Genomic DNA, 24985 nt, shown 5'->3' with positions numbered 1-24985 from the left:
CTCCCCTGCCGAGAGTACGCAAGATCATATCGAAGATAACGATTCGATAGCAATGGATCGCGCGAAAAAAGCCCTGGTAGGCGGGCTGTTCGGGCGAATCGGACGGAAGATGACCGACCGGAATGTGCTGCGTCGAATCGTGAAAGAGATCAGCCGGAGATCGTCACGGCCGCTCGTAAAACCCCCAGAATCCCCGGAACTACTGTGCCGCTTCGAAGCGGATTTCCGCGATCGAGGACTGGAACTGTCCCCCGTTGTTGGCCAGCTGAGTGATCCAGATGAGCACGTACCGGGCGGGCTGGTCGGCCCGCACCGGAATCTCCGTGGTGCCGTCGCCGAGCACCGCCGACCCGATCAGCTGAGTCTGATCGAGGGTCGGCGAGGCGGTCGGCGAACTACGGATCTCGACCTGCGTTCCGGGCGAGGGCGATTCGATGATCACCTTGGTCAGCTTGCTGGGGCTGCCCAGGGTGGTCAGCACGCCCACGCCCTTCTTCAAGGCCGGGAACTGCTGGAAATAGGCATCGGTGCGCCAGGTGGTGGCCGGATTGTTGTCCAGCACCGCCCCGACGCTGCCGATGTTGTCGGGCGTGCCCTCGGGTGAGAACACCGTGGCCCCGGTGACCGGTACCGGCACGCCGCCGGTGGCGGGCAGCCCGGCGGGCGTCTGCGAGGCGCCCGGGCTCGGCGGCGGGGTCGCCGACGTGGTGAGGCCGATATTGTGCTGCTCGTTGAGCGGCGCGTTGGAGGAGCCGGGCGCGAACACGCTCAGCAGCCACCAGATGATGACGCCGACCGCCAGCGCGCCGAGCACACCGAGCCCGACCAGGATCCACATCATCCGCTGCGAGCGTTCCTTCTCGGCTGCGAGCAGTTCCGGATCGGCGAGGGTCTCGTCGGGTGCGCTGGACGGCTTCTGCCCGAGTCTCAGTACCGGGATGAAGTCGGTCTTCTGGTCCACCACCGACGCCTGTTCCAGCACGTGCTGGACGGTGGCGGCGGTGCGCACGCCCTTGTTGGACTCCATCGATCGCACCGCGACCGCGGAGATCTCGAAGGGCACCTCGGGCCGAATGGTCCTGGGCTCCACCGGGGTTCCGTCCGGCCCGAAGTCCGCCAGCGGCAGTCCGCCGACGGTGGCCGCGGTCCCGGAGACGCCGGGGATGCGGATGGGCCAGTGGGCGGTGATGAGCGCGTAGAGCATGGCGCCGAGACCGCGCACATCGGACTGCGCGTCCGAGTCCGACAGCGTGCCCGGGAACGCCAGCACGGCATCACCGGTGGAGCTGATCCGGATCCGGTCGGGGTCGTCGATGGACAGCGAACCGCCACCGCGGTGCGCCATTTCGGCGGCCGCGGCCAGCGCCCGGATGGCCCGTGCCGCGCCGATGGGCGAGGGCACCGTCTCCGCCATCTCCCGCAGCGACCGGCCGGGCGTCCATTCGGCCACCACGATGCCGCCCGAGGAGCCGCGCACCACGTCCAGCACGCGGGCCAGGCCGGGCGAGTTGATCCGCCCCAGGCGCAGCGTGCGGGACAGAATGGCCTGCGGCCCATCGTGTCCGGAGTTGTCGGTGGCCTGCTGGTCGGCGTCGACGAAGGTGAGCGCGACCTCGCGGTCGAGCTTCACGTCCAGCGCCTGCCAGAACTTCAGTCCGCGCGCGCCGCCGTGGCTGGCCAGCAGCCGGTACCGGCCACCCGCCACGGACGCGCCGGGCGTCAGTTTGGGCCCGCGCTGGATGCGCTTGCTCGGTGATTCCACCCGCATGGGCGGCATCATCGGCGAGACAGCCTCGTACACACCGGTTTCGGGACCGGGGTGGTCCTCCTCCGGTAGGTCCTCCGGTTCGCCGCGATCGCCGGACCCGCCGGAGCGGGCCTTGGATTCGGCTGGGCCACCGGATTTTCCGCCGACCTTGCCGGCAGGAGGGATGTCCGTGGAGAGCCCGCCGCCCGCGGCCGTTGCGGATTCGGCGGCCGGGACACCGCCCGCCGCGTCGTCGCTCACCCTCGTTCCTCCTTCGCCGTGATGTGTCGAAGACCGATGTGTCGGAGCCGGAACCGCTGCGCCGGTCTCCGGAGTATTGCGGAAGCCGCCGTCCGATGTGCCACGGGAACTGTCCGTGGGCATGCCGGGTCGAGCAGTTGCGTTTGCCTGCGGAACAGGGTACGGGAACTCACCCGTCCCGGTGATGTCAACCGCGTCGGGCCGGATGACGGGCAGCACCATGGTCTGCGCGTCGAGGTACGGGTCGAAGCGGTAGTAGTACGGGGCCGCGCGCAGATCCGGCTTGGGCAGCAGCGTGGTCGAGTGGACGTCCTCGAGCGGCGTGCCGTCGAGGTCGAGATCGGGTGCGGGCGGCGTGAAGCCGAGTCGCCGCGAGACGGCCACGGTGATGGCGACGATCTCGGGGATGCCGAGCAGACGCATCAGGCCGAACGCCACGCCGAACATGACGATGGCGGTGAGCCCGACCCGCACCAGCGAGCCGATGCCGCCGAAGGATTCCGAAAGCCGGTGCAGCTGCAGCACCTTGTCCACGATCAGCATCACCACGCCGCCGGCCAGCGAGGCCAGCACGACGCGGGTGATGGTCCGTCCGACATTGGCCATCCGCAGGTCGCCGAGGCTGCGGTGCAGCAGCCAGCCGCCGATGATCGCGCCCGCCAGGAAGCCCAGGCCGTTGGCGACGCCGAGCGCGATGACCACATGCCGTTCGTCGACGACGTAGGGCGCGATGCCCGACAGCACGATCTTGACGCCGGTGATGCCGAGGATGATCCAGGTCGGGGTCCACGCCTGTTCCCGGGCGTAGAAGACGCGCAGGTGAATCAGCACCAGCGCGTAGGGAATCAGGGTGAAGGCGGACCAGGAGACGGCCTCGCCGAGGCGTCCGGCGTGGTGGCCGAAGCGGCCGTATCCGTAGAGCGCCATGCCGATCTGGGGTCCGGCGAAGGTCAGGAAGGTGACGATCGGCATCAGCGCGATCATGGTGAGCCGCGTTGCCGAGCCGAGATCGTCGACCACGGCGGGCGTGTCGTCGGCGGCGGCATTGCGGCTCAGCCGCGGCATGATCGCGGTCAGCAGGGTGACGCCGATGACGCCGTACGGCAATTGCAGCAGCGCCCAGGCGTTTTGGTAGATGGCGGGTCCGGCCTCGTCGGCGTGCGAGGAGACGCGGGTGGCGAAGGTCCAACCGGCCTGGCTGATGAAGACGTACAGCATGATGGCCGCGCCCATGCCCGCGAACTGCTTGAGCCGCCGGTCGACTCCCCACAGTGGGCGCAGGTCGATGCCCGCCCGGCGGATGGCCGGGATCAGGCTGACCATCTGCACGATGACGCCGACGGTGACGCCGACGCCGAGCAGCAGCAGTTTCGGCTCGCTCATCTTGACCGGGTTCAAGGTGATCTCGCCCGGGGTGATCATGTAGAGGCACAGCACGACCAGCACCACCACGTTGTTCAGAACCGGTGCCCACGCACCGGGTTTGAACATCTGATGGGTGTTGAGGATCGCCATCAGCAGCGCGGACATGCCGTAGAAGAGGATCGCGGGCAGCAGCAGATAGGTCAGCGCGGTGGTGAGTCCGGTGTTGACCTTGCCGTCGCTGGACAGGAAGAGATGCGTGGTGAGCACGGGCGCCAGCGCGGTGGTGATGATGGTGCCGGTGGCCAGGATGGTGAAGGCCGCGGTGACGAGTCGCCGGACGAAGGCCGCGCCGTTGTCGGCGTCCTCTTTCTCCGCGCGCACCAGGGTGGGCACCACGATGGCGGTGAGCACCGCGCCGAGCAGCAGCTCGGAGATCATGGTCGGGATGGTGCTGGCGACGGTGAAGGCCGAGGCGATGGCCGGGCCCAGGACGGTCAGCAGCAGTAGCTGTTTGGCGAAGCCGGTGATGCGGCTGACCAGGGTGGCGACGGCGATGGATCCGGAGTCGCGCACGAGTCTGGCGTTCGAGTTGTCCGGGCGCTCCTCCACCTGCACGGGGGCGGCGGGCCGGCGTGGCACCTGGCGTTGTTGCCCGCTGGGCGGGCCGGGTCGGGGGTTGGACATCGGCGGCGTCGGGTAGCGCTGCTCGCCGGAGCGGGGTCCGCCGCCGGGCGGGCGGTTGCCCTCGGTGCCGGGGTGTCCCCAGTGGTAGCGCTCGTCGCCCGGCGCGCGGTGGCCCGCGACGGGTTCGGGGCGGCCCTGGGGTTGGCGGGGCCGGTGCATGATGGGGCCGGATTCGGGGCCGGGCGGCACCTGCCGCATCGGACCGGACGGTTGACCGGGATACGGACGACCCGGAACCCCTTGCGGATTCGGCGGAATCGGTCGCTGCGCGCCCGAGGGCGGGCCCTGCGGACCGGGTACCCGAGGCTGCTGGCCGGAGCCGGGACCCTGCGGTCCGGGCACGCGCGGCTGCTGACCGGAGCGCGGCGGCACGCCACGTTCCCACGGTGCCGAGGGTGCGCGTCGCGGCGGCGGCCCGTCGGGTCCTTCGCCGCGGCCGGATGAGCGCGGCCCGCCGTACTCGCTCACCGTGCCTCCTGTCGTTTCGACTCCCGTTTACGCGCGCGCCGACTCTGCCGCGTGCTCGGGTCGAACCCTTCGTCGGCCGGATCGGACTGTCCGCGGAAGCGGTGCCACAGTCGGCGACCGACCAGCAGGAGCAGCAGCGCGCAGGCGCACGCCGTAATTATTGCCAATACCTGACCGTAGGCGTTGGACCGCACGGATACCGAGACCGTATTGCCGAGCGGCACCGCATCGGGTGTGGTAAGCGCGATGGGAATGACCAGGTTTCGGCTGTCGGACACTTCGGTCGGGATCTGGAAGGACCGATTTCCCTTGGCGGGCAGCTGCACTTCGCCGAGATCAGTGATTTTCGTCTCGGCCGGGGCGTCGATCTTGAACCGCACCCGGATGGCCACCGGCAGGTCGTTGCGGGCCACCAGCAGCAGCGGACTCTGTTCGGAGGCGAGGGTGTAGACGCCGCCGGGCGGCAGCACGGTGACCGAACCGAACAGGTTGTCCATGGTTTTGGTGGTCTGGTCCAGGCGGCGCTGCGCATTGGTGTCGGCGGTGGCGACCGAGGCGCGGCGGTCCGAGAGGGTCAGCACCCGGATCAGGTCGTCGCGCATCGGGGTGAGGAAGGCGCGCGGGCTGAGTTCCTGCTGCGGCACATCCACCAGCGCGCTCATCAGTTCGGTAATGCGTTGCGCCTGCTGGTGCACGGGTTCGACGAAGTGCGCGGGTACCGCCTCGTCGGCGGCGGCCGCGAGGTAGTCGAGGTCGTAGGGTTGCGGATCCGGCTGCTGCGCAAGCAGATCGGTGAGCGGCCGGGCGGTGGCGAGGCTGTTGCGCAGCATCAGGTCCAGTTGTCCGAGCACCGCGGCGGCCTCGTCGCGATTGGCTCCCCACTGTTGCGGCGGCACGAGCAGGGCGGAGCGGGGCCGTCCGGGCTGCGGGTTGAGCGCGGTCCACGACAGCGCGCCGAGGGCGTCCTGCAGCCGGGCGGCGCGGGAGTCGACGGTGACGTCGTAGCGGACCTTGTCCGGGGTGAACGGCGGTGTGGGCGGGTTGGATCCGATGGCGGCCAGCGCGGTCGCGGCCCAGATGTCGAAGGTGGCGGCGTGCAGGGTCACCGGTGCGGGCGGCGGGTTCGCGCCCGGGGTCGGCGGCACGGCGATGTCGGCCAGGTTCACGATGTCGGGGGTTCCGGGCTCGGTGGCGGCGGGTGCGCCGGGAGTGGCCGGTGTCTTGCCCGCGGTGAGGTTGGCGCGGGCGTCGCCGGTGGTGACGGCGCTGTCGGCGAGCACGGTGGTGGTGAAGCCGTGGTGCGCGAGCAGGGTGGCGGCGTCGGTGTCGACGGTGCCCGCGTCCGGAACGGCCACGCCGCGCACCGATTTCACCGAGAGCAGCGAGTCGACCAGGTCGGCGGGTGCGTTGAGGGCGCGGTCGGCCAGGGTGACGTCCCCGGTGGCGGCCAGTGCGGTGGGGTCGGCCTGCGCGAACGGCAGTGCCACCACGCACATTCCGGAGGCGACCGCGCGCAGTCGTTCCAACCAGGCCTTGGCGGCGTGGGTTCCGGTGCCGGAGCGGGTGGACCCGTCCGGATCCGACGGGCTGGCCAGCACCTTGTAGTCCTTGGTCATATCGGACACGGTGATGAGCAGGTCCGGGTCGACGGCCAGGCAGAGCGCGTTGATCAGGTTCTTGTCGCGCCCGCTGTCGGGTTTGAGCACGCTCTCCAGCGCCGACAGCAGTTGGTCGAGCCGTCCGCCCTGGGCCAGCGAGCCGGCCAGATCGTCATCGGTGAGCAGCGCCTGCCCATCGGGTGAACCCGGTTGTCCGGCCACCAGCCGGGGCCGGTCGGCCAGCGGCCACAGCATGGTGGTGGCCACCGGCGGTGCGTCCGGGTTGGGCGGCGCGGGTTGGTGTTTCGGGTCGCCGCCGGGCATGGCGAGGACGGGCAGCAGGAAGCGGGCGTCGTCGAGGCGGGCCTGGCCGCCGTAGTCGGGTTGGCCGTTCACATTGAGCAGCAGTGGGTAGACGCCCGGCGCGGTGATGTCGATCGCCGAGATCCCGCTGGGCAGATCGGTTCCCGAGTGCAGGGCGACGGTGAGGCTGAACTGCTTGCGCTGTCCGGCGGTCAATTTCTCGGCGACATCCTGGAATTCACCGTTGACGTCGTAGTTGATCTGATCCAGCCGCAGCGCGGAGCGCAGCCCACTGGGGCTGGTGACCGCGGCCCCGCGCTGGATGCGGATGCTGATGTCGTTCACGGGCCGGTCGCCGATATTGGTGACGGTTCCGGCGACCACGAAGTAGGGGTCGCTGCTGCCGGTGATGGCGGTGGGCGTCACCGAATCCAGGGACAGCTTCAGGAATTTCGGTCCGGACGGCGTTCCGCTGCCGGTGCCGGTGGGTTCGGCGGCGGCAATGGGCGTGCCGAGTCCGGGTCCGAGGATTCCCAGTGACGTGAGCACCGCCAGCATTACCGCGACGAATGAAAGCAGCGTGCGCTGCGATCCCGCACGCGTCATTGTCTGCCGTTCTCCATCCGGTCGATCAGCCGGTTGGCGACCTCGGCCAGCCTGCGCTCGTCAGCGTAGGCGAGCCGGGAGTCTAGTTCGCTCAAGGGAACCCAGGCCACCTTGGTGACTTCCACGTCGGCGTCGGAGAGTTCCCCGCCGAGGCAGCGCATCAGATAGTGGTGCACGGTTTTGTGTACCCGCCGGCCCTCGGTGACGAACCAGTAGTCGATGCTGCCGAGTTCGGCGACCACGGTGCCGTGGATGCCGGTCTCCTCCTGGACCTCGCGGATGGCGGTCTGTTCGGCCGTCTCGCCCTCTTCGATATGCCCCTTGGGCAGGGACCAGAGCAGTCGTCCGCGGCGGTCGGTGCGTCCGATGAGTGCGGCACAGCGCTTTTCCCGTGGACCGTCGAGGCCGTCGACGACCAGTCCGCCCGCGGAGGTCTCGCGCACGGTGCGCATGCGCGGTTTCGCCGCACCCGCACCGGTACCCGCGCCCGTGGCTTTCGCCGCAGTACCGGCCGAACCGCGCCGCCGGGGCTGGCGGCGTCGACTGTTCGCACGATCGGCCGGGGACACTGCGCCAGTCTATAGGTGACTGTGGCCCAGCCCGCCCCACCGCGGTAGCTCCTCTATATAGAGAGCCCTCACAGCTGGTAGACGCCGTTCGCGGCGCGGCACGCCGGATGCTCGACCGGGGTGACCGGAGGCTTTTCGGGGATCGGGCACCCGACCGACTAAGCTGCGTCTTTGTGGTTTCGCCGAAGTCCGAGGAAGCAGCCGTGGAGGATCGCCGTACCCGATTGCTGGCCGCCGCGGCGATAACCCTGGGACGGTATTCGGAGGTGTTGACCCCGCTCGGTGAATTGTTCGCCCAGCACGGGCATCAGCTGTATCTGGTCGGCGGCAGTGTCCGCGACGCGGTGCTGGGCCGGTTGGGTACCGATCTGGATTTCACCACCGATGCCCGCCCGGAGGTCGTGCAGGAACTCATGCGCGGCTGGGCCGATCAAATGTGGGACACCGGCGGTCTGGTGTTCGGCACGGTGAGCGCGTCGAAGGCCGGGCAGCAGCTCGAGATCACCACCTTCCGCGCCGACTCCTACGATCGGGTCTCGCGCAATCCGGCGGTCACCTTCGGCGACACGCTCGAGGGTGATCTGGTGCGGCGTGATTTCACGGTCAATGCGATGGCCGTGCGCATCGGTGAACTGGGCGAGCTGGAGTTCGTCGATCCGCTCGACGGTATGTCGGCGCTGCTGGACGGGGTGCTGGATACGCCTGCGCTGCCGCAGGATTCGTTCGCCGACGATCCGCTGCGCATGCTGCGGGCCGCACGGTTCGTCTCGCAGCTGGGCTTCGAGCTGGCCCCGCGGGTGCGGGCGGCGATCGTGGAGATGGCCGAGGAGATCGATCGCATCACCGCCGAGCGGGTGCGCACCGAACTCGACAAGCTGATCGGCGGCGAATACCCGACCGACGGCATCGACATCATGGTCGACACCGGGCTGGCCGAGCGGGTGCTGCCCGAGGTCCCGGCCATGCAGCTGGAGATCGACGAGCACCACCAGCACAAGGACGTCTACCAGCATTCGCTGACGGTGCTGCGCCAGGCCATCGATCAGGAGCAGGGCGATCCGGATCTGGTGCTGCGCTGGGCCGCGCTGCTGCACGACATCGGCAAGCCGCCGACCAAGCGCAACGAGCCCGGCGGCGGCGTCAGCTTCCACCATCACGAGGTGGTGGGCGCGAAGATGGTGCGAAAGCGCATGCGCGCCTTGAAGTATCCGAAGCAGTTCACCGAGGATGTGGCGCGGCTGGTGTATCTGCACCTGCGCTTCCACGGCTACGGCAAGGGGCAGTGGACCGATTCGGCGGTGCGCCGATACGTGACCGACGGTGCGGAATTGCTGCCGCGCCTGCACAAGCTGGTCCGCGCCGACTGCACCACCCGCAACAAGCGGCGGGCGGCGCTCCTGCGTTCCACCTACGACGATCTGGAAGTCCGCATCGAGCGGCTGGCCGAGGCGGAGGATCTGGATCGGGTGCGTCCGGATCTGGACGGAAACGCCATCATGGAACTCCTTGGCCTGCAGCCGGGCCCGGATGTCGGCAAGGCCTGGCGCTTCCTGAAGGAACTGCGTCTGGACCGGGGTCCGATGGACCGCGACGAGGCCGAGGCCGCGCTGCTCGAATGGTGGCCGACGCAGCAGGCGTGACGCTCAGAAAATAATGAGCGTGGTTCCGGCGATGATCGCCGAACGCATCTGGGCCAGATCGAACGATCCGGTGATCGCGGGCAGGTCCGCGCTGAAATGGACGTGCTCACCGACCCTTTCGGCGCGCCCGATGCGGGCCTCGCTCGGCAATCCGGTCAGTGGAATCGGATTCAGCGTGGTGAATCGCTTGGGTGCGCGCAGCTTTCGCCAGTGCGCGCGGTGCACGGTGATGGACAGGATGTTGTCGGTGATCTCGGCCGCGGCCAGGGCCTTGATCTTGCGGCGGCGATGCTTGGCGCGGATCAACCCGTCCTCGGCCGCTTCCAGCTCCCAGTCGGGCTGCCAGCCGTTGATCCACTCCAGCAGCGCGGCAAGGGATATCACGCCGCTGAGGTCGAGTTGCGCCGCACGCACCTTGGTCGGCACCCCGGGGATGAGCCGCACCCCGTGCGCGATGACGGTCAACTCCTCGATGGGATGCCGGTTCCAGTGCAGCCCGGTGAGCACGGTCTTGGTCTGGAAGTGCGCGCCGCGCCGGCGCACCTTGAGGGTCTGCAGCGTGGCCCGCAGGTCGTGACCGAGCAGGGTGGCGCTGACCTCCTGCCCGCCGAACTGGCTGAGGATCCCCTCCGAGAGCAGCGTCATGAGCACATCGGGCATCAGCGCGGTGACGGTCCCTGCTCCGAAGTCGGCGGCCGGTTCGAGCCAGGCCGTGGTGAAGCTGGTCCACGCGCGCAGAGGTGACCAGGCCTTCGGATCGAAATACGTGGCCATGATTTTTCCGAGCGTACTGGGCGGCGGTGTCGGCGCGTAGATCTGAAAAGTGAACAGAAACACGGTCCCGGACACTGTGATCCGCATCTACGGTTATATACGATTCGTCCTTCCGCAGTTGCGGGTCTATTCTCCCTTTCATGCCCGATATCCGGATTCGTGACGCCGCCCAGCTCCTGGGCGTCAGCGACGACACCGTGCGGCGCTGGATCGACAGCGAAGTGCTGACGGGACGCAAGGACGAATCCGGTCGCCTGGTGGTGGATGGCAAGGAGCTGGCGGAATTGGCCGTCGAGCAGGCTCGCACTCCGCAGACCCGGATGGCTAGTGCCAGCTCGGCACGCAATCGGTTTCCCGGACTGGTCACCCGAGTGGTGGCCGATACCGTGATGGCACAGGTGGAGATGCAATGCGGACCGTTCACAGTCGTTTCCTTGATGAGCAGCGAGTCGGTGCGCGAGCTGGGCTTGCAGCCGGGGAGCGTGGCGTGGGCCAGCGTGAAGGCCACCACGGTGGTCGTGGAGACGGCGGCCGAAGCCGGTGGCACCGCCTAGGCACGAAGTCCGGTGCGGCCCTGGCCGCGACGGCCGTGCTGGGCGTCGGCCTGCTGTCCGGCTGTGGTTCGTCCTCGACCAGCAGTGACACCAAGACCATCACGGTCTTCGCCGCCGCGTCGCTCAAGCAGTCGTTCACCCAGCTCGGCACCGAGTACGAGAAGCAGCATCCCGGCGTGAAGGTGTCGTTCTCCTTCGCCGGTTCGTCGGATCTGGTGGCGCAGTTGAACAATGGCGCGCCCGCCGACGTCTTCGCCTCCGCCGATCAGGCGAACATGGACAAGGCGGTGAAGGGCGGCCGGATCAAGGACACCCCCACCGTTTTCGCCACCAATACGTTGACCATCGTGACCCCGCCGGGTAACCCCGCGCACGTCAACTCGCTCGCGGACCTGTCGAAGCCGGATCTGCGCCTGGTGGTGTGCGCCCCGCAGGTGCCGTGCGGCGCGGCCACCAAGAAGGTGACCGGCGACGCGAACGTGGCGATCAAGCCGGTGAGCGAGGAGTCCTCGGTCACCGACGTACTGGCCAAGGTGACCTCGGGTCAGGCCGATGCCGGTCTGGTCTACGTGACCGATGCCGCCGGTGCGGGCAACAAGGTGCAGACGGTGAACTTCCCGGAGTCCGCCAAGGCCGTGAACAGCTATCCGATTGCCGCGGTGGCCGATTCGAAGAACTCTGGTGCGGCCAAGGACTTCGTCGCGCTGGTCACCGGCCCGGACGGCCGCAAGATCCTGCAGCAGAACGGTTTCGTCCTGCCGTGATGCGACCCCCGGTCTGGCTACTGGCGCCGGCGGCCATCGGCTTCGTGCTGGTGGCCGGTCCGCTGGTGGCCCTGACCGGGGCGGTGGACTGGTCGCATTTCCTGGACCTGATCACCTCCGAGTCTTCCCGGGTGGCGCTGCTGCTGAGCCTGCGCACCTCGCTGGCGGCGGCCGTCGGCTGCGTCCTGCTCGGGGTGCCGATGGCGGCGGTGCTGGCGCGTGCGCGCTGGCGGTTGCTGCCGGTGTTGCGCGCACTGGTGTTGCTGCCCTTGGTTTTACCGCCGGTGGTCGGCGGTCTGGCGCTGCTGTATCTGTTCGGCCGTCACGGCCTGCTGGGCCGGGAGCTGGAGTCGATGGGTATTCGCATCGCCTTCAGCACGACGGCCGTGGTGCTGGCGCAGACCTTCGTGGCCCTGCCGTTCCTGGTGATCACCCTCGAAGGCGCGATGCGCACGGCGGGTGACCGTTTCGAGCGGATCGCCGCGACCCTCGGTGCGCGCCCGTCCATCGTGTGGTGGCGGGTGACGCTGCCGCTGCTGCGCCCGGCCCTGGTGTCGGGCACGATCCTGGCGTTCGCGCGGGCGCTGGGCGAGTTCGGCGCGACGCTCACCTTCGCGGGCAGCCTGCAGGGCACCACCCGTACCCTGCCGCTGGAGATCTATCTGCAGCGCGAGTCCGATCCCGATGCGGCGGTGGCGCTTTCGCTGCTGTTGGTGCTGGTGGCGGCCGTGATCGTGCTGGTGGCGTATCGCCGGCCGGGCCTCGCTGCGGACCGGATGGTCAGCCGTGCGGTCTAGCGTGGCTGTCATGTCGTCGATTTTCGTGCCCCGTGCGCAGCGCATCGTCGATGCGCTGCTGACCGCCGATCCGCACCTGGCCGCCTCGGTCGGTGATCACCGGTCCGACGATCGGCTGCCGGACTGGTCGCGGTCCGCGGTGCGCGGGCAGGTCGCCATGCTGCGGGAGGCTTCGCACGCCCTGGCCGAGGTCGACGACGAGGACCTCGCGCCGCAGGACCGGGTCGATCTCGCGCTGCTGCAGCAGCGGGTCGACGGCATACTCTTCGAGCTCACCGATGTCGGCGAGCACGAGTGGAATCCCCTGGTGCACAATCCGGGACCGCTGCTGCACCACCTGCTGGCGCGTCCGTTCGCGCCCGCCGAGGAGCGGCTCGAGGCGTTGCATTCGCGGCTCACGGCCCTGCCCGACGCATTGGCCTCGGCGCGGTCGGTGCTCGGTGGCATGCCGCGTGTGCACGTCGAGACGGCGATCGCGCAGTTCGGTGGGGTGGCGGCGCTGGTGCGTGAGCAGGTGCCGGTGCTGGCGGCCGAGGCGCCCGGCTTCGAGATCGAATCCGCTGCGGCCGAGGCGCGCTCGGCGCTGTCGGAGTTCACCACCTGGCTGACCGGCCGTCTGGACGGCGCGGACCGCGATCCGCGTCTGGGTCGCCGCCTGTGGGAGGCCAAGCTCTGGCACACCTTGGACACCAATCTGAGCTCGCGCGAGATTCTGGAGCGCGCGCACGCTCATCTGGAGCAACTCGGTGATGAAATCCGTGCCGCCGCAGGTGAACTGCTGGGCATCGCGAATCCGGACGATGACGCGGTGCGCAAGGCGCTCGGGCAGCTGGCGGCCGAGTCCCCCTCCAACGACACGGTGGTGGCGATCGCGACCGATGCGCTGGCGGAGGCCACCGCTTTCGTCCGCGCCCACGACCTGGTCGGTCTGGTCGACGATGCGCTGGTGATCCAGGAGATGCCGGAGTTCGCGCGCGGCGTCGCGGTCGCCTACTGCGATCCGGTGGGCCCGCTCGAAACCGCTGAACTGCCGACGTTCTTCGCCATCGCACCGACCCCGGCGGACTGGTCGTCCGATCGGGTGTCCTCGTTCTATCGCGAATACAACAACCACATGATGCGGAATCTGACCGTGCACGAGGCCATGCCCGGTCACCACCTGCAGTTGGCCCGAGCGCGCCGCTTCCGGGGCTCCACCCCCGTCCGGGCCCTGTGCTGGAGCGGAACTTTCATCGAGGGCTGGGCCGTCTACACCGAGAAGCTCATGGCCGACACGGGTTTCGGCGGTCTCCCGGTGCGCCTGCAGCAGTTGAAGTCCCACCTGCGCATGACCGTCAACGCGATCCTCGACCAGTCGGTGCACTGTGACGGCATGACCCGCGCCGAGGCCATGCAGCTCATGCTGGGCCGCGGTTTCCAGGAGGAGGGTGAGGCCGCGGGCAAATGGCGGCGCACGCTGCTCAGTTCCACCCAGTTGTCCACCTATTTCGTGGGTTACACCGAGATCGCCGCCCTCGCGAAGGACCGACCGGTCGTCACTTCGCCGCGTGACTGGCACGACGCCATCCTCGCCCACGGCTCCCCCGCCCCGCGGCACCTGCGCACCCTGCTCGGCGTCGATGATGGCTGAGCTGTCGACGATGGCCGAACCTGCCGCGGCGACCGGCGGCCTGACGATCTCGGCGCGGCTGGCGGACCGGAATTTCGAGGTGGCGCTCGAAGTCCCGCCGGGTGAGGTACTGGCGGTCCTGGGCCCCAATGGCGCGGGCAAGTCCAGCCTCCTGGATGTGGTGTCGGGCCTGGTGATTCCGGACGAGGGGCAGGTGCGCCTGGGTGACCGGGTGCTCACCGACACCGCGAAAGGCATTGCGGTGCCGCCGCATCGGCGGGCGGTATCGCTACTGGCGCAGGACGCCTTGCTTTTTCCGCATCTGTCGGTGGCCGCGAATGTGGCATTCGGTCCGCGCAGCCGGGGCATGCGTGGCCGCGCGGCCGCGGCTCTCGCGCGCGAGTGGCTGCGGGCCGTCGACGCCGAGGAGTTCGCAAACCGGTCGCCTGGTTCGCTGTCCGGCGGTCAGGCTCAACGCGTCGCGCTGGCCCGCGCGCTGGCGGTGCATCCGCAGGTCCTGCTCCTCGACGAACCCATGGCCGCCCTCGACGTGACCGCCGCCCCGGCCATGCGCGCGCTACTGCGCCGGGTGCTGCGAGATCCGATCGACGCGAACGGGAGCGGTGCGAGACCTGGCGCGGCCCTGCCGGATTCGCGACCGACCGGCACCATTCTCGTCACTCACGACATCATCGATGCCGTCACCCTGGCCGATCGGGTGGTCGTGATCGAGGCCGGGCGGGTCATCGAATCCGGACCGGTGGCAACGGTATTGGCCAGGCCGCGCAGCCATTTCGCCGCGCGGATCGCCGGGGTGAATCTGATTCTGGGGACCGCGGCCGACGGCGGCAGCGCCGGTCTGGGCGCGGTCTCGCACGGCGAGTCCGAGGTCTTCGGCCGATCCGATGGCGACTGGGCGATCGGTGTCCGGGGGGCGGCGGTGTTCTCGCCGGTGTCGGTGGCGGTGCATGCGACGCATCCGGAGGGCAGTCCCCGCAACGTGTTCCGGGTTCGGGTCTCCGAACTGGAGGATCGTGGCGGCATCGTGCGGGTGCGTGCCGCGGACGTGCCGGGGGCGGCCGCGGGCCTGGCGGCGGATCTGACTCCCGCCGCCGTGGCCCGGCTGGGCGTGACCCCCGGTATGGAGGTGTACTTCGCGGTGAAGGCGACCGAGGTCGACGTCTATCCCTACTGATCGGAACGGATTCGATCAGGCGGCGGCCAGCGCGCGCAGTCCGTCGACGCAGCCCGGATACTGCGGCTTCCAGCCGAGTTCGGCCTTGGCCTCGGCATTCGCGACCAGCATGTTCGCCCGAACCATCTCGTACAGGTACGGCATCGGCCGCAGCAGGCCGCCCGGCACCGTGAAAGGCTTGGGGGTGCCGAAGGTTTCGGCCACCAGCCGCACATGCGCACCGAATCCGAGCGGGTTGTCGTCGACGATGTTGTAGGCCGTGCCGGGTACACCGCCCTCGACGGCGGCGGCGACCGCCGCGCCCGCGTCGGCGAGGTTCACCCAGGGCAGCACCCGTCCATGGTCGTTGACCGCGGGCAGTTGCCGCTTGCGCAGCATGTCCACGATCGCCTCGGTGCCGCCCGCGCCGTAGAAGAAGCCGAAGCGCAGCGCGATTCCTTCGATCCCCGGGGTATCGAGCATCAACTCCTCCTTGACCCGCATGCCCTCGAGGTGGCGTGCGACGGGTCCCTTTCCGCCCTGGCCGAATTCGTCGCGCTCGGTGATCAAGTGGTCGCCGAAGTTCCGGTAGCCGTAGCCGAAGACCATCGATTCGGCGATCATGCGCCGCGCGCCGACCAGTTTCGCGGCCTCCACCAGGTTGGCGGTGCCGGTGACCCGCAGGTCGTCGGTGGCGAACATGTCGCGGTGCCGCATGGGGGCCTTGCGCAGCGCGGTGGCCGCGTGCACGACGGTGTCGATGTGCCGTCCCTCGACCGCCCGCAGCAACTGGTCGCGGTTCATGAGGTCGGCGACCACGTCGTTGCCGGTGCCCCGGCCGAGGGCCAGGACGGTGTAACCGCGTTGCCGCAGTGCGTGGGTGATGTGTCCGCCGAGGACTCCGGTCGCGCCGGCCAGGAGGACGTTCTTGGTGTCGTTCATGCCCATGGGACAAGGGATGCCCGCCGAAAGTGACACCACACCCGTGTGAGCCATGACACAGTTTTCAGCGTGAGATTCTTGTCGCCGGATGCGGGCGCGCCCACAATCGGATCACGACGACAGCTGGAGGACGCACATGACGCTGGATCTGAACAGCGACCTAGGCGAGGGCTTCGGCGATTACCGCATGGGTGACGACGCCGCCATGCTGGACGTGGTCACCAGTGCGAACATCGCCTGCGGTTTTCACGCCGGGGATCCGGCCATCATGCGGCGCACGTGTGCACTGGCCGTCGAGCGCGGCGTCCGCATCGGCGCGCATGTCGGTCATCGCGATCTGCCGGGCTTCGGCCGCCGCGCCATCGCCATCGCCCCGGCGGACCTGCGTGACGAGACGCTCTACCAGCTCGCCGCCCTGGACGGTTTCGCCCGCGCAGCCGGGGACCGGGTGCGCTACCTGAAACCCCATGGCGCGCTGTATCACCAGGCGGCCGCGGACCGCGCGCTGGCCGATGCGATCGTCGCGGCGCTGCGCGAATTCGATGCCGCGCTGCCGCTGCTCGGCCCGGCCGACACCGAACTCGAGCGGGCCGCACTCGCCGCCGGAACCTCGTTCGTGGGTGAGGGTTTCGCCGATCGTGCCTACACGCCGGCGGGTCTGCTCGCGCCCCGCGGCCTGCCCGGTTCCGTGCTGGACGCGGATGCCGCGGTGGCCCAGGCGCTTTCGATCGCCCGCGACGGCAAGGCCACCGGCGTGGACGGCGGCACGGTGGCGGTGTCGGCCGCGAGCATCTGCGTGCACGGGGATTCCCCGGCCGCGGTGGAGATGGCCCGGCGGATTCGGGCCGCATTGGACGAATCCGGCACGCCCGTCCGGGCTTTCGCCTGAGCGCGGGTGAGTGGCCATGACCGACCCCGAGCAGTTCGACGTCGCCGGTGCGGTGCGGGCGGCGGGTGACCGTGCGCTGCTGGTGATTCCCCCGCTGCGGTCCATGATCGCCGACCTGGTGTCCGCTCTGCGCCCGCGCCCGCCGGGCGTGGTGGACGTGCTGCCCGCCGCCGAGACCGTACTGGTCACCCTGACCCACCCCGCCGCGGCGGAACGGGTGCGTCAGCACCTGCTGGCCCTGCTGGCCCGCCTCGATGCCCGCGCCCGGGTCACCGTGGGCGAGAGCGCCCTCCCCGACCGCGCCCTGCCCGACCACCCGATGATCCGGCGGGTTCCGGACGATCCCGTCACCATCCCGGTCCGCTACGACGGTGCGGACCTGGCGGCGGTGGCGCGGCTGCTGGGCCTCACCCCGGCCGAGGTGATCGCCCAGCACACCGGCACCGTATGGCAGTGCGCCTTCGTGGGTTTCGCGCCCGGCTTCGGGTATCTGGAATCCCCGGACGGCAGACTGGCGGTGCCGCGCCGCCCGCAGTCCCGCACCGCCATCCCGCCCGGCGCGGTGGCGCTCGCGGGCGGCTATTCGGCCGTCTACCCGCGCAGCAGTCCGGGCGGCTGGCAGTTGATCGGCACCACGGAACTGTCGATGTGGGAGGTGGATCGGAAGCCGCCCGCGCTGGTGCGCACCGGTACCCGGGTTCGTTTCGTGGAGGCAGGGGTGCGCTCGTGAACGGCTTGCGTGTGGAGCGGGTGGGCCCGCTGGCCACCATTCAGGACCTGGGCCGCCCCGGCTGGTTCGACTCCGGGGTGGGCACCGCGGGTGCGGCGGACCGCGCCTCGCTGCGGCTGGCCAATCGGTTGGTCGGGAATCCGGAGGGCGCGGCCGGAATCGAGGTGCTGCTGGGCGGTCTGGAACTGGTGGCGCAGCGGCACACCACCGTCGCGGTCACCGGCGCCTCGGCCCCCATCACCGTCGACGGCTGCCCCATGGGTACCGCCAGCGTGCTGGAAATGGAAGAGGGACAGCGGCTTCGGCTCGGCTTCGCGAGTACCGGGCTGCGCGCTTACGTCGGGGTGCGCGGCGGTATCGAGGTCGCGCCGGTGCTGGGTTCACGCAGCCGCGACACGCTTTCCGGCATCGGTCCCGAACCGCTGCGCTCGGGCGACCTGCTGCCCGTGGGCCGTCCGCCGCGCAGCTGGCCGATCGTGGATGTCGCGCCGGTGTCGCCGCTCGGCAATGACCTGCTCACGCTGCGTGCCGTGCCCGGACCGCGGGCCGACTGGTTCGCCGATGCCGCAGCGCTTTTCGCGGGCGAATGGACGGTGTCCTCGGACACCGACCGCATCGGCGCGCGCTTGGACCGGCGCAGTGGACCCGATCTGCGCCGCAGCGTATCGAGCGAATTGCCCACGGAGGGCATGGCATTGGGCTCGGTCCAGGTGCCGCCCAGTGGGCAGCCGGTGGTATTCCTGGCCGACCATCCGATCACCGGCGGCTATCCGGTGATCGCGGTGGTGGTGGACGCCGACGTGGATACCGTCGCGCAGGCCCGGCCGGGCCAGGCGCTGCGGTTCCGGCGACTCGAATAGCAGTGCTGTCACTGCGGTTGGCGTGCAGTCACTTCAGTGCGGCGTGCATGAGGTACACGTTGTAGCTGCCCCACGCCGACATGGTGAAGTACAGATCCTTCCCGGTCGACCACGGATGGATGTACCCGCCGTAGGTCGTCGGATAGTCGTCGGTGTCGACCAGCGCCACCGGATCGGTCCAGGCGCCCTGCGGTTCTGCGGCGGTGCGCAGCACCAGGGCGTGCCGGTCGAGATCCAGGTAGAGCATCTGCCACTGCCCGCTCGACTGGTCGTAGCGCACCGACAGCTCACCGGCCGTGCCGGAAACGATGGGCGTGGCCAGCAATTCGTCCGGCCCGATCGCGGGCACCCAGGTGCCGTTGATCCAGTACTGGTAGGCCGACTTGTTGAGCACCTGATCCGCGCTCACCCGCGCCAGCCCGATGGTGCCGAAGCGGCCGTTGGGGGTGCCGAACATGTAGACGTACCCGTCGTGCGGGGCCATGCCGACCACCTGGAAGCGGCCGAATCCGAAGATGTTGTCCCAGCGCGCCCATTCGGACTTGGTCCAGGTGCTGCCGTTGTCGTCGGACCAGGCCAGCCCGCCCAGATTGGTCCACCACATGCCCGGCTTGTGCCGACTCCAGCGGGCCACCGACATATAGGTGAGGTACTGCCGTCCGCCGAGCGCGAAGCCCGAGGTGGGGATGGTGGTGATCTCGAAGTTGTCGATCTTGCGGCTGCCCAGGATCTCGGCCGCGTGGCAGCGGCTGTCCTGAGCGAAGGTGTCCAGCTGCAGACCCTGCGACAGATCACGATTGCTGCTGAAGGCGATCGAGTTGCTGCGCCAGTCCTGATCTCCGGCGCCCGCGCCGGGCGGTTCCCAGCCCTTGCCGAAGGTGTCCCCGAACGCGACCGCGACCTGCCCCGGCTTCGACTCCCACATGATTCCGAGGTCGGTGCCGTCCACCGACCAGCGCATGTCGGTGCGGTTGGTGGAGCCGTGCCCGGTCACCTGATTCACCAGATCCAACGAGTCGAGCTCGCTCGGGGCCACGGGTGCGGCGACCGGCGCGGGCGCCGGGAGCTGCAGGGCCGGAGCGGGTTGCGGCTGTGGCGGGGGCGGATCGCCGCCGGGTACCGGGATCGGGATCGTCTCGGGCACCTGATCGAACTGCACCTTCGGCAGTCCCGGCAGCTGGAACCCGTCCGAACTGCTACCGGACTGTGGGGCGGGCGGTGTCGGCGACGCCGGCGGCGGAGGCGGCTCCGTCGTGGAGGTCGGGTCGGAGACGGGCGGATCGACCGGATCGGCCTCCGGCGCAGCGATTTCCGGCTTGGGGCTCTGATCGTTGCGGATATCCGGGCACGGATTGCCACACGGGTCCGCGGGCAGCGGCGCGGGATCGATCCGGGTGTTGTCCAATGGCGGCCCCGGCACGGGAACCTGAGTGAACTGCGGGACCGGGATCTGCACGTGGATGGTGTTGTCCGGCGCGGGTGGCGGCGGTGGCGGCGGCAGGCTCGGATCGGGTTGCCGGGCCAGCGGATCGAATTTCGTTTCGCCGCAATCGTTCATGGTGGGCGGTTGCCAGGGGGCCAATGGACCGGCGGTTGCCGGGGCGGCGGGCAACAGCATGGTCGCCAGTACCGCCGCTCCCGAGAATGCCAGGGCGGCAGTCGGTCTGGAGCGTGCCGTACGCATCCCTGCCACCGTAGCCCGCGTATCGGCATCCGGGTAGCGATCTTGGCGTGTCGCGGAAGGGGTGTGATCGAGCCGATACCTCGGCCGCCCGCTATGCCGGAGTGGAGCGCCGCGAATTGACCGCAATCGCGGCGATACCGCAGGCGTAGACCGCTGCCGCACCCATCACGACCGCGGGCGAGCGCCCGTCGGCGGGCACGATCAGCGCGGTGCCCGCCAGCGCCAGCACGAAGGTGATGTTGAAAACCGTGTCCTGCAGCGCGAATACCTGCCCGCGCCGGGTGTCGTCGATATCGATCTGCATGGCCGCGTCCCCGGTCAGCTTGATGACCTGACCGGCCAGGCCGAGCAGGAAGGCCGCGGTCAGCAGCAGCCCCTCCGCCCAGCGTTCGGCGTCCCCGGTGGCAATGGTGATGGGCGTGACCAGCAGCAACTGCACCGCGATCGCGGCACTCAGGCAGGTCACCACGGTGCGGGCCCGGCCGAGCCGGGGAATCAGGAAGGGCGCGACCACGGCGGCCGTCAGCATGCCCGCCCCGGTCGCGGTGATGGCGACGCTGAACTTGGCCAGGTGCGTGCCGACCGCGCTGTCGTCGCCGCGCCGCAGCACCAGCACCATGAGCAGGGTATCCGCGCCGAAGACGATGCGGTGCGCGCCGATGCCGAGGAAGGTCGTGGTCACCTCCCGTGACCGCCACGCGGCGGTCGCGCCCGCACGCAGGCCCGCGGCAATGGCTCGCGCGGTGCCGCGCCGGGCGGGCCCGACACCCGTGTCCCCGGATGCCGCCGCGATGTCGGGTCCCAGTGCGCGGGGCCGGAATCCGGCCACCACCACTGCGCCCACCACCGAACCGACCGCGCTCACGGCCGCCGCCACCGCCGCGGCGAGATCGCCCGCGCCGATCAGCCCGACGAGCGAGAAGGCCACGCCCGCGCCCAGAATCGCGCAGCCGGAGGCGACCGTCGCCAGCACCGAATTCATCGGCACCAGCCAGCGCTGGGACAACACCCGCGGCAGGGCAGCCGCGACGCCCGCGCCCACGAACCGGCTGACGCCGACCACCGCGAGCGCGCCGAGCAGCAGCGGGGTGGCATGGATGCCGGCCAGCAGGCCCGCCGCAGTGAGCAGAATGAACAGCGCCCGCAGCAGATTCGCGACCAGCAGCACCAACCGGCGATCCCAGCGGTCCAGCAGTGCGCCCGCGTACGGCCCGATGATCGAATACGGCAGCAGCAGCGCCGCGAAGCCGCCCGCGATGGCCAGCGGGTCGGTCTCGCGTTCGGGGTTGAACAGGATCGCGCCCGACAGCGCCGCCTGGAACATGCCGTCGCCGAACTGTCCGGCCAGTCGGACCGCGGTCAGCCGCAGCGTGCCGGGATTCTCGCGGAGTCCGGTGCGGACCGCCGCGAGCCGCTCGCGCAGGGTGGTGGCGGGCGCGGCCGCGGTCACGGTGACATCCCCCGACTCATCTGCCCCGACTCACCTGGCGGGGTGCGTGGTCACCAGTGCGAAGACTGCGGCGCGCATATCGTCGGCCATGGGTAGGTTGTCGACGGTGTCGGCGTCGATCCACTGGTAGCGGTCGTGTTCGGCCGGGTCGAGCCGGATCTCGCCGCCCTGCGCCTCGACCACGAAGCTGTACTTGCGCACTCGTGATTTGGTGCGGGTCGCGTAGTCGAATCCGCCCAGCACATCGGTGATCCGCACGACCCGCAGCCCGGTCTCCTCGAACAGTTCGCGGACCACGCACTCGGCGAAGGATTCCCCGGATTCCACTCCCCCACCGGGCAGTTCCCACATTCCCGCATTCGAGCTGCCGTCCGCGACACGCCGCACGACCAGCAGTTTGCCGCTACGGAAGACGGCCACGCCCACCACGAAGTGGACGATGCCCTCGCTCCCGGCCTGCAGTCGGAGCTCGCGTTCGATGCCCGCGAGTACCTCGGGTCGCATCCCCCTGCTCTCCCTCCCGTTTCGCTTGCGGCACATCATGATACGGTCGCCGACCGGAGCCCGCCGGGGCATGAACGGGTCGCCGGGTATTTGCCCGAACCTACTGCCTGGATCGAAGTGCCTGGTCGGCAGCGGGCGGGGCCACGGTGCTCCCACGCTAGACTATTTACCTGGAGTTCAGCGCGAGGCATAGATTGTGCCCCTACCCTGGAACCCGATCGGTGCTCGCCGGTGAGAGGAGTACGGCGGTGTCCACCCTCACGACACCACACATCGATATCCATCGTGGCGGCGACCGCATGAAAACCCGTGTGGCGTGGCTGGATTCGAAGCATTCGTTCTCGTTTGGGGAACACTACGACCCCGACAACACCCATCACGGCCTGCTGCTGGTCAACAATGAGGACATCGTTCTCCCCGGTGAGGGCTTCGAAACCCATCCGCATCGGGATATGGAAATCGTCACCTGGGTCTTGAGTGGCAGCCTGGTGCACCAGGATTCGCTCGGGCACAACGGCGTCATCTATCCGGGGCTGGCCCAGCGCATGAGCGCGGGCACCGGCATTCTGCATTCGGAGAAGAACGATTCGTGGCGGATCAGCGCCGCGCCCGAACATCAGGAGCCGGTGCATTTCGTGCAGATGTGGGTGGTGCCGGACGATTCCGGGCTGACCCCCGGCTATCAACAGCTCGAGGTCGACGACGAGCTCGCGGCCGGCGGCTTGGTCACCGTGGCCTCGGGTCTGCCCCGCTATCGCGACCGGACCGCCATCGCCATTTCCAGCAGCCACTCCGCCTTGCATGTGGCGCGGCTGCCGGGCGAGGCCACCGAGATCCGTCTGCCCGAGGCCCCCTACCTGCATGTCTTCATCGCGCGCGGCGAGGTGGAGATGGAAGGGGCGGGCACCCTGTACGAGGGTGACGCGGTGCGGCTGGCCCGCAGCGGCGGTCAGCGCGTGGTCGCGAACCTGCCCTCCGAGATTCTGGTGTGGGAGATGCATGCCCGACTCGGCGGGCAATAACATCGCAGCATGAACCAGTACCCGCCGCCGGATCAGTACGGTCAGCCGGGACCGGGCCAGTCCGGTCAGCCCGGCCAACCTGGGCAGTACGGTCAACCTGGTCAGCCCGGCCCATACGGTCAGTACCAGTCGGCTCCGCCCGGCAACTATCCGCCGCCCGGCGGGCCGCAGTACTGGCAGGAGTCGCCGCAGGGCAAGGGCATGGCGATCACGGCCCTGGTCTTCGGCATCCTGGGCCTGCTCACCTTCTGGACCATCCTGTTCACGATCATCGGCGTGCTCTGCGGCCTGGTCGCGATCGTGCTGGGCCTGATCGCGGTGATCCGGGCGCGCAAGGGCCGTTCCGGCGGCTTCGGGATGGCGTTGGCGGGCGCGATCATGGGCGGTATCAGCCTGATCGGCGGTGTGATCATCGGTCTGTTCGTCTGGGTCTTCTTCAAGGACACCGGCGGCACCGACCTGATCGACTGCATCAACAAGGCGGGCGGCGATCAGTCCAAGGTGCAGCAGTGCCAGGACGAGTTCAACAAGCGCGTCGAGGACAAGTTCAGCGTTACCCTGACGCCGGCTCCGACCCGCTGACCGGGCGGCACTCGCGGGTAGCTGCGAGCACCTCGGCCAGGTCCGGGCGAAAGTCGCCCTCCGGCGGGTGAATCCACACGCGGTAGCCGCTGTGTTCGTCCGACGGTGAGGGCAGCACGATATTGCTGCCGGGCAGCGCTACGGACGCGCAATCGCGAAAAAGGTCCGAGAACAGGTCGGTGTCGAGGTACGAGCCGTCCATCGGCCCGGTCAGGAACGTCCATCGCCCCGAGCGCGGGTGGGCGATGACGGGCCCGCAGCGGTGTCCGGCCGCGAGTCGGTCGCGGACCTGCCGTCCCAGGTCGGTGGGCATGGTCACGGCTCCGACGGCCCCGACCTCCAACATGATTCGGCCCAGGGTCGAGTCCACCACGCCGTAGAGGCCGTGCTCCTTGCGGTAGCGCCGGCACCGGGCCAGCGCTTCCTGCGTGTCGGTATATGAGGACGGGTCCAGCGCGCTCATGGCGAACCTCCTGCTACCGACCCTATGCCGGGGCAATCGGTATGACAATAGTCACACGCCAGCGAGTTGTAGGCGTAGAGTCACGACCATGGCACCCGTCTCGCCCACGGTCGCCCGGTGGGAGCTGGTTCTGCGATTGCGCGAGCTACGCGAGCAGTGCGGCTTCGATTCGGCGACCTTCGCCAAGCGCGTCGGCTTCACTCCGGCCAACTGGTCGCATGTGGAGAAGGGTCGGCGCGTGCTCACCGCCACCACCATCGGTCCGGTGCTGGAACTGCTCGAGGTGGAAGGTGAGGAGCGCGAGGAGCTGCTGGAGCTGCTGACGTTGAGCAAGGAGCGCGGCTGGTGGGCCAAGTCCTCGGCGCTCATCGGCCCGGAGCTGCAACGGTATTACGGCATGGAGCTGGGTGCCGAGAGCATCCGCAGCTACGACAGCCTGGTGGTGCCCGGGCTGTTGCAGACCGAGGAATACGCGCGGGCGTTGATCAGTGCCGACGTCATGATCCGGCCGGTGCAGGTGGAACAGCTTGTCGCCGTACGGTTGCGGCGGCAGGAGCGGTTGCGCGGTGACGATCGGGTGGAGTTGACCGCCGTGATCGGCGAGGCGACGCTGCTGCAACAAATCGGCGGCCCGAAAGTATTGCGCGGGCAACTCGAACATCTGGCGTTGCTGCTGGATGAACTGGATTCGGTTACGGTGCGGGTGATTCCGTTCACCGCGACCCGCGGCGCACTACTGGGCGGGTCGAGTTTTCATCTGCTGGATTTCGCTTCCGAAAATCTTCCGACCTTCACCTGGGTGGAGAGCGCGGTTTTCGGTGGGGCCGTGGAGGATCCGGAGCAGATTCGCGATCTGCGGTTCGCATTTGTGCGCGCACTGGACCAATCTCTAGGTCGCGCAGAATCTTTGGAGCTGATCAAACATTATTCGCAGGGGTAGGAGAAG

The 24985-nt window shown here is 69.2% G+C and carries 21 protein-coding genes; 12 read left to right on the top strand and 9 right to left on the bottom strand.

Annotated elements, in window-relative coordinates:
* Positions 1–199 precede the first annotated feature (199 nt).
* The 3 genes from ACFXHA_RS21020 to ACFXHA_RS21010 all read right to left on the bottom strand — a co-directional run bounded on the left by ACFXHA_RS21020 (position 200) and on the right by ACFXHA_RS21010 (position 7601).
* Complete coding sequence (locus ACFXHA_RS21020) at positions 200–4057, bottom strand: lipid II flippase MurJ (RefSeq protein WP_379359630.1); 3858 nt, start codon at positions 4055–4057, stop codon at positions 200–202.
* A 464-nt stretch (positions 4058–4521) separates the two neighbouring features.
* Positions 4522–7032: a DUF6049 family protein gene (locus tag ACFXHA_RS21015; protein ID WP_379359133.1), complete on the bottom strand. Its 2511-nt coding sequence runs from the start codon at positions 7030–7032 to the stop codon at positions 4522–4524.
* The gene (locus tag ACFXHA_RS21010; RefSeq protein WP_379359131.1) at positions 7029–7601 is read right to left on the bottom strand and encodes an NUDIX hydrolase; all 573 of its coding nucleotides are present in this window, start codon (positions 7599–7601) and stop codon (positions 7029–7031) included. Before ACFXHA_RS21010 ends, ACFXHA_RS21015 begins: the two co-directional genes overlap by 4 nt.
* A 173-nt stretch (positions 7602–7774) precedes the next feature.
* On the opposite strand from ACFXHA_RS21010, the gene ACFXHA_RS21005 reads away from it, so the two are divergent.
* Positions 7775–9241, top strand: coding sequence for a CCA tRNA nucleotidyltransferase (locus tag ACFXHA_RS21005; RefSeq protein ID WP_379359129.1), 1467 nt, complete (start codon positions 7775–7777; stop codon positions 9239–9241).
* 3 nt (positions 9242–9244) lie between these two features.
* Here ACFXHA_RS21005 and ACFXHA_RS21000 read toward each other — a convergent pair whose 3' ends face one another.
* On the bottom strand, positions 9245–10102 hold the full coding sequence (locus ACFXHA_RS21000; protein WP_379359127.1) for a hypothetical protein: 858 nt from the start codon (positions 10100–10102) through the stop codon (positions 9245–9247).
* A gap of 53 nt (positions 10103–10155) precedes the next feature.
* Between ACFXHA_RS21000 and ACFXHA_RS20995 the strand changes: the two genes are divergently transcribed.
* From ACFXHA_RS20995 to ACFXHA_RS20975, 5 genes are read left to right on the top strand one after another with little or no spacing between them, the layout of a single operon-like run.
* Complete coding sequence (locus tag ACFXHA_RS20995) at positions 10156–10569, top strand: molybdopterin-binding protein (RefSeq protein ID WP_379359125.1); 414 nt, start codon at positions 10156–10158, stop codon at positions 10567–10569.
* Positions 10570–10589: 20 nt separating this feature from the next.
* Positions 10590–11333 (top strand): molybdate ABC transporter substrate-binding protein, encoded by a 744-nt coding sequence (modA, locus tag ACFXHA_RS20990; protein ID WP_379359628.1) that lies wholly within the window; start codon positions 10590–10592, stop codon positions 11331–11333.
* Positions 11333–12130: an ABC transporter permease gene (locus ACFXHA_RS20985; RefSeq protein WP_379359626.1), complete on the top strand. Its 798-nt coding sequence runs from the start codon at positions 11333–11335 to the stop codon at positions 12128–12130. The genes modA and ACFXHA_RS20985 overlap by 1 nt, the downstream gene beginning before the upstream one ends.
* A 10-nt stretch (positions 12131–12140) precedes the next feature.
* The gene (locus ACFXHA_RS20980) at positions 12141–13760 is read left to right on the top strand and encodes a DUF885 domain-containing protein (protein ID WP_379359123.1); all 1620 of its coding nucleotides are present in this window, start codon (positions 12141–12143) and stop codon (positions 13758–13760) included.
* Between the two features lie 10 nt (positions 13761–13770).
* The gene (locus tag ACFXHA_RS20975) at positions 13771–14934 is read left to right on the top strand and encodes a sulfate/molybdate ABC transporter ATP-binding protein (RefSeq protein WP_379359121.1); all 1164 of its coding nucleotides are present in this window, start codon (positions 13771–13773) and stop codon (positions 14932–14934) included.
* A 15-nt stretch (positions 14935–14949) separates the two neighbouring features.
* Here the strand turns inward: ACFXHA_RS20975 and ACFXHA_RS20970 are convergent, their stop codons facing one another.
* Positions 14950–15909, bottom strand: coding sequence for an NAD-dependent epimerase/dehydratase family protein (locus ACFXHA_RS20970; RefSeq protein WP_379359119.1), 960 nt, complete (start codon positions 15907–15909; stop codon positions 14950–14952).
* Between the two features lie 82 nt (positions 15910–15991).
* Between ACFXHA_RS20970 and ACFXHA_RS20965 the strand changes: the two genes are divergently transcribed.
* Genes ACFXHA_RS20965 through ACFXHA_RS20955 form a run of 3 tightly spaced genes read left to right on the top strand, consistent with a single transcriptional unit; the run spans position 15992 to position 18334 of the window.
* Positions 15992–16744, top strand: coding sequence for a LamB/YcsF family protein (locus tag ACFXHA_RS20965; protein ID WP_379359117.1), 753 nt, complete (start codon positions 15992–15994; stop codon positions 16742–16744).
* Positions 16745–16760: 16 nt separating this feature from the next.
* Positions 16761–17474 carry an allophanate hydrolase subunit 1 gene (locus ACFXHA_RS20960; protein ID WP_379359115.1) on the top strand — a complete coding sequence of 238 codons (714 nt, stop codon included), beginning with the start codon at positions 16761–16763 and terminating at the stop codon, positions 17472–17474.
* Positions 17471–18334 (top strand): biotin-dependent carboxyltransferase family protein, encoded by an 864-nt coding sequence (locus ACFXHA_RS20955; protein WP_379359113.1) that lies wholly within the window; start codon positions 17471–17473, stop codon positions 18332–18334. The genes ACFXHA_RS20960 and ACFXHA_RS20955 overlap by 4 nt, the downstream gene beginning before the upstream one ends.
* 28 nt (positions 18335–18362) lie before the next feature.
* On the opposite strand, the gene ACFXHA_RS20950 is transcribed toward ACFXHA_RS20955, so the two are convergent.
* The 3 genes from ACFXHA_RS20950 to ACFXHA_RS20940 form a co-directional block, all read right to left on the bottom strand.
* Positions 18363–20018 (bottom strand): DUF4185 domain-containing protein, encoded by a 1656-nt coding sequence (locus ACFXHA_RS20950; RefSeq protein WP_379359111.1) that lies wholly within the window; start codon positions 20016–20018, stop codon positions 18363–18365.
* A 91-nt stretch (positions 20019–20109) separates the two neighbouring features.
* On the bottom strand, positions 20110–21468 hold the full coding sequence (locus tag ACFXHA_RS20945; protein ID WP_379359109.1) for an MFS transporter: 1359 nt from the start codon (positions 21466–21468) through the stop codon (positions 20110–20112).
* Between the two features lie 30 nt (positions 21469–21498).
* Positions 21499–21972, bottom strand: coding sequence for an NUDIX hydrolase (locus tag ACFXHA_RS20940; protein WP_379359107.1), 474 nt, complete (start codon positions 21970–21972; stop codon positions 21499–21501).
* A gap of 248 nt (positions 21973–22220) precedes the next feature.
* Here ACFXHA_RS20940 and ACFXHA_RS20935 point away from each other — a divergent pair, with 248 nt between their 5' ends.
* Positions 22221–22994 carry a pirin family protein gene (locus ACFXHA_RS20935; RefSeq protein ID WP_379359105.1) on the top strand — a complete coding sequence of 258 codons (774 nt, stop codon included), beginning with the start codon at positions 22221–22223 and terminating at the stop codon, positions 22992–22994.
* Between the two features lie 9 nt (positions 22995–23003).
* Entirely contained in the window at positions 23004–23576 is a 573-nt protein-coding gene (locus ACFXHA_RS20930; RefSeq protein ID WP_379359103.1) for a DUF4190 domain-containing protein, read from the top strand.
* On the opposite strand, the gene ACFXHA_RS20925 is transcribed toward ACFXHA_RS20930, so the two are convergent.
* The gene (locus ACFXHA_RS20925) at positions 23548–24039 is read right to left on the bottom strand and encodes a hypothetical protein (protein WP_379359101.1); all 492 of its coding nucleotides are present in this window, start codon (positions 24037–24039) and stop codon (positions 23548–23550) included. The two genes, ACFXHA_RS20930 and ACFXHA_RS20925, sit on opposite strands and share 29 nt — an antisense overlap.
* Before the next feature lie 88 nt (positions 24040–24127).
* Here ACFXHA_RS20925 and ACFXHA_RS20920 point away from each other — a divergent pair, with 88 nt between their 5' ends.
* A complete protein-coding gene (locus ACFXHA_RS20920) occupies positions 24128–24979 on the top strand; it encodes a Scr1 family TA system antitoxin-like transcriptional regulator (RefSeq protein WP_379359100.1) in 852 nt (283 codons plus the stop codon).
* Positions 24980–24985 lie beyond the last annotated feature (6 nt).

It is taken from the genome of Nocardia sp. NPDC059240 (assembly GCF_042753865.1).
Classification (GTDB): Bacteria; Actinomycetota; Actinomycetes; order Mycobacteriales; family Mycobacteriaceae; genus Nocardia.
The sequence above is the reverse complement of the archived record's forward strand: the minus strand, read 5'-3'. Positions and strand labels throughout refer to the sequence as shown.

Bases quoted from the DNA above. Each gene is read 5' to 3' on its own strand.
- ACFXHA_RS21020 (WP_379359630.1), bottom strand. From the start codon at position 4,057: ATGTCCAACCCCCGACCCGGCCCGCCCAGCGGGCAACAACGCCAGGTG.
- ACFXHA_RS21015 (WP_379359133.1), bottom strand. From the start codon at position 7,032: ATGACGCGTGCGGGATCGCAGCGCACGCTGCTTTCATTCGTCGCGGTA.
- ACFXHA_RS21000 (WP_379359127.1), bottom strand. From the start codon at position 10,102: ATGCGGATCACAGTGTCCGGGACCGTGTTTCTGTTCACTTTTCAGATC.
- ACFXHA_RS20995 (WP_379359125.1), top strand. From the start codon at position 10,156: ATGCCCGATATCCGGATTCGTGACGCCGCCCAGCTCCTGGGCGTCAGC.
- ACFXHA_RS20985 (WP_379359626.1), top strand. From the start codon at position 11,333: ATGCGACCCCCGGTCTGGCTACTGGCGCCGGCGGCCATCGGCTTCGTG.
- ACFXHA_RS20980 (WP_379359123.1), top strand. From the start codon at position 12,141: ATGTCGTCGATTTTCGTGCCCCGTGCGCAGCGCATCGTCGATGCGCTG.
- ACFXHA_RS20975 (WP_379359121.1), top strand. From the start codon at position 13,771: ATGGCCGAACCTGCCGCGGCGACCGGCGGCCTGACGATCTCGGCGCGG.
- ACFXHA_RS20970 (WP_379359119.1), bottom strand. From the start codon at position 15,909: ATGGCTCACACGGGTGTGGTGTCACTTTCGGCGGGCATCCCTTGTCCC.
- ACFXHA_RS20965 (WP_379359117.1), top strand. From the start codon at position 15,992: ATGACGCTGGATCTGAACAGCGACCTAGGCGAGGGCTTCGGCGATTAC.
- ACFXHA_RS20960 (WP_379359115.1), top strand. From the start codon at position 16,761: ATGACCGACCCCGAGCAGTTCGACGTCGCCGGTGCGGTGCGGGCGGCG.
- ACFXHA_RS20950 (WP_379359111.1), bottom strand. From the start codon at position 20,018: ATGCGTACGGCACGCTCCAGACCGACTGCCGCCCTGGCATTCTCGGGA.
- ACFXHA_RS20940 (WP_379359107.1), bottom strand. From the start codon at position 21,972: ATGCGACCCGAGGTACTCGCGGGCATCGAACGCGAGCTCCGACTGCAG.
- ACFXHA_RS20930 (WP_379359103.1), top strand. From the start codon at position 23,004: ATGAACCAGTACCCGCCGCCGGATCAGTACGGTCAGCCGGGACCGGGC.
- ACFXHA_RS20925 (WP_379359101.1), bottom strand. From the start codon at position 24,039: ATGAGCGCGCTGGACCCGTCCTCATATACCGACACGCAGGAAGCGCTG.
- ACFXHA_RS20920 (WP_379359100.1), top strand. From the start codon at position 24,128: ATGGCACCCGTCTCGCCCACGGTCGCCCGGTGGGAGCTGGTTCTGCGA.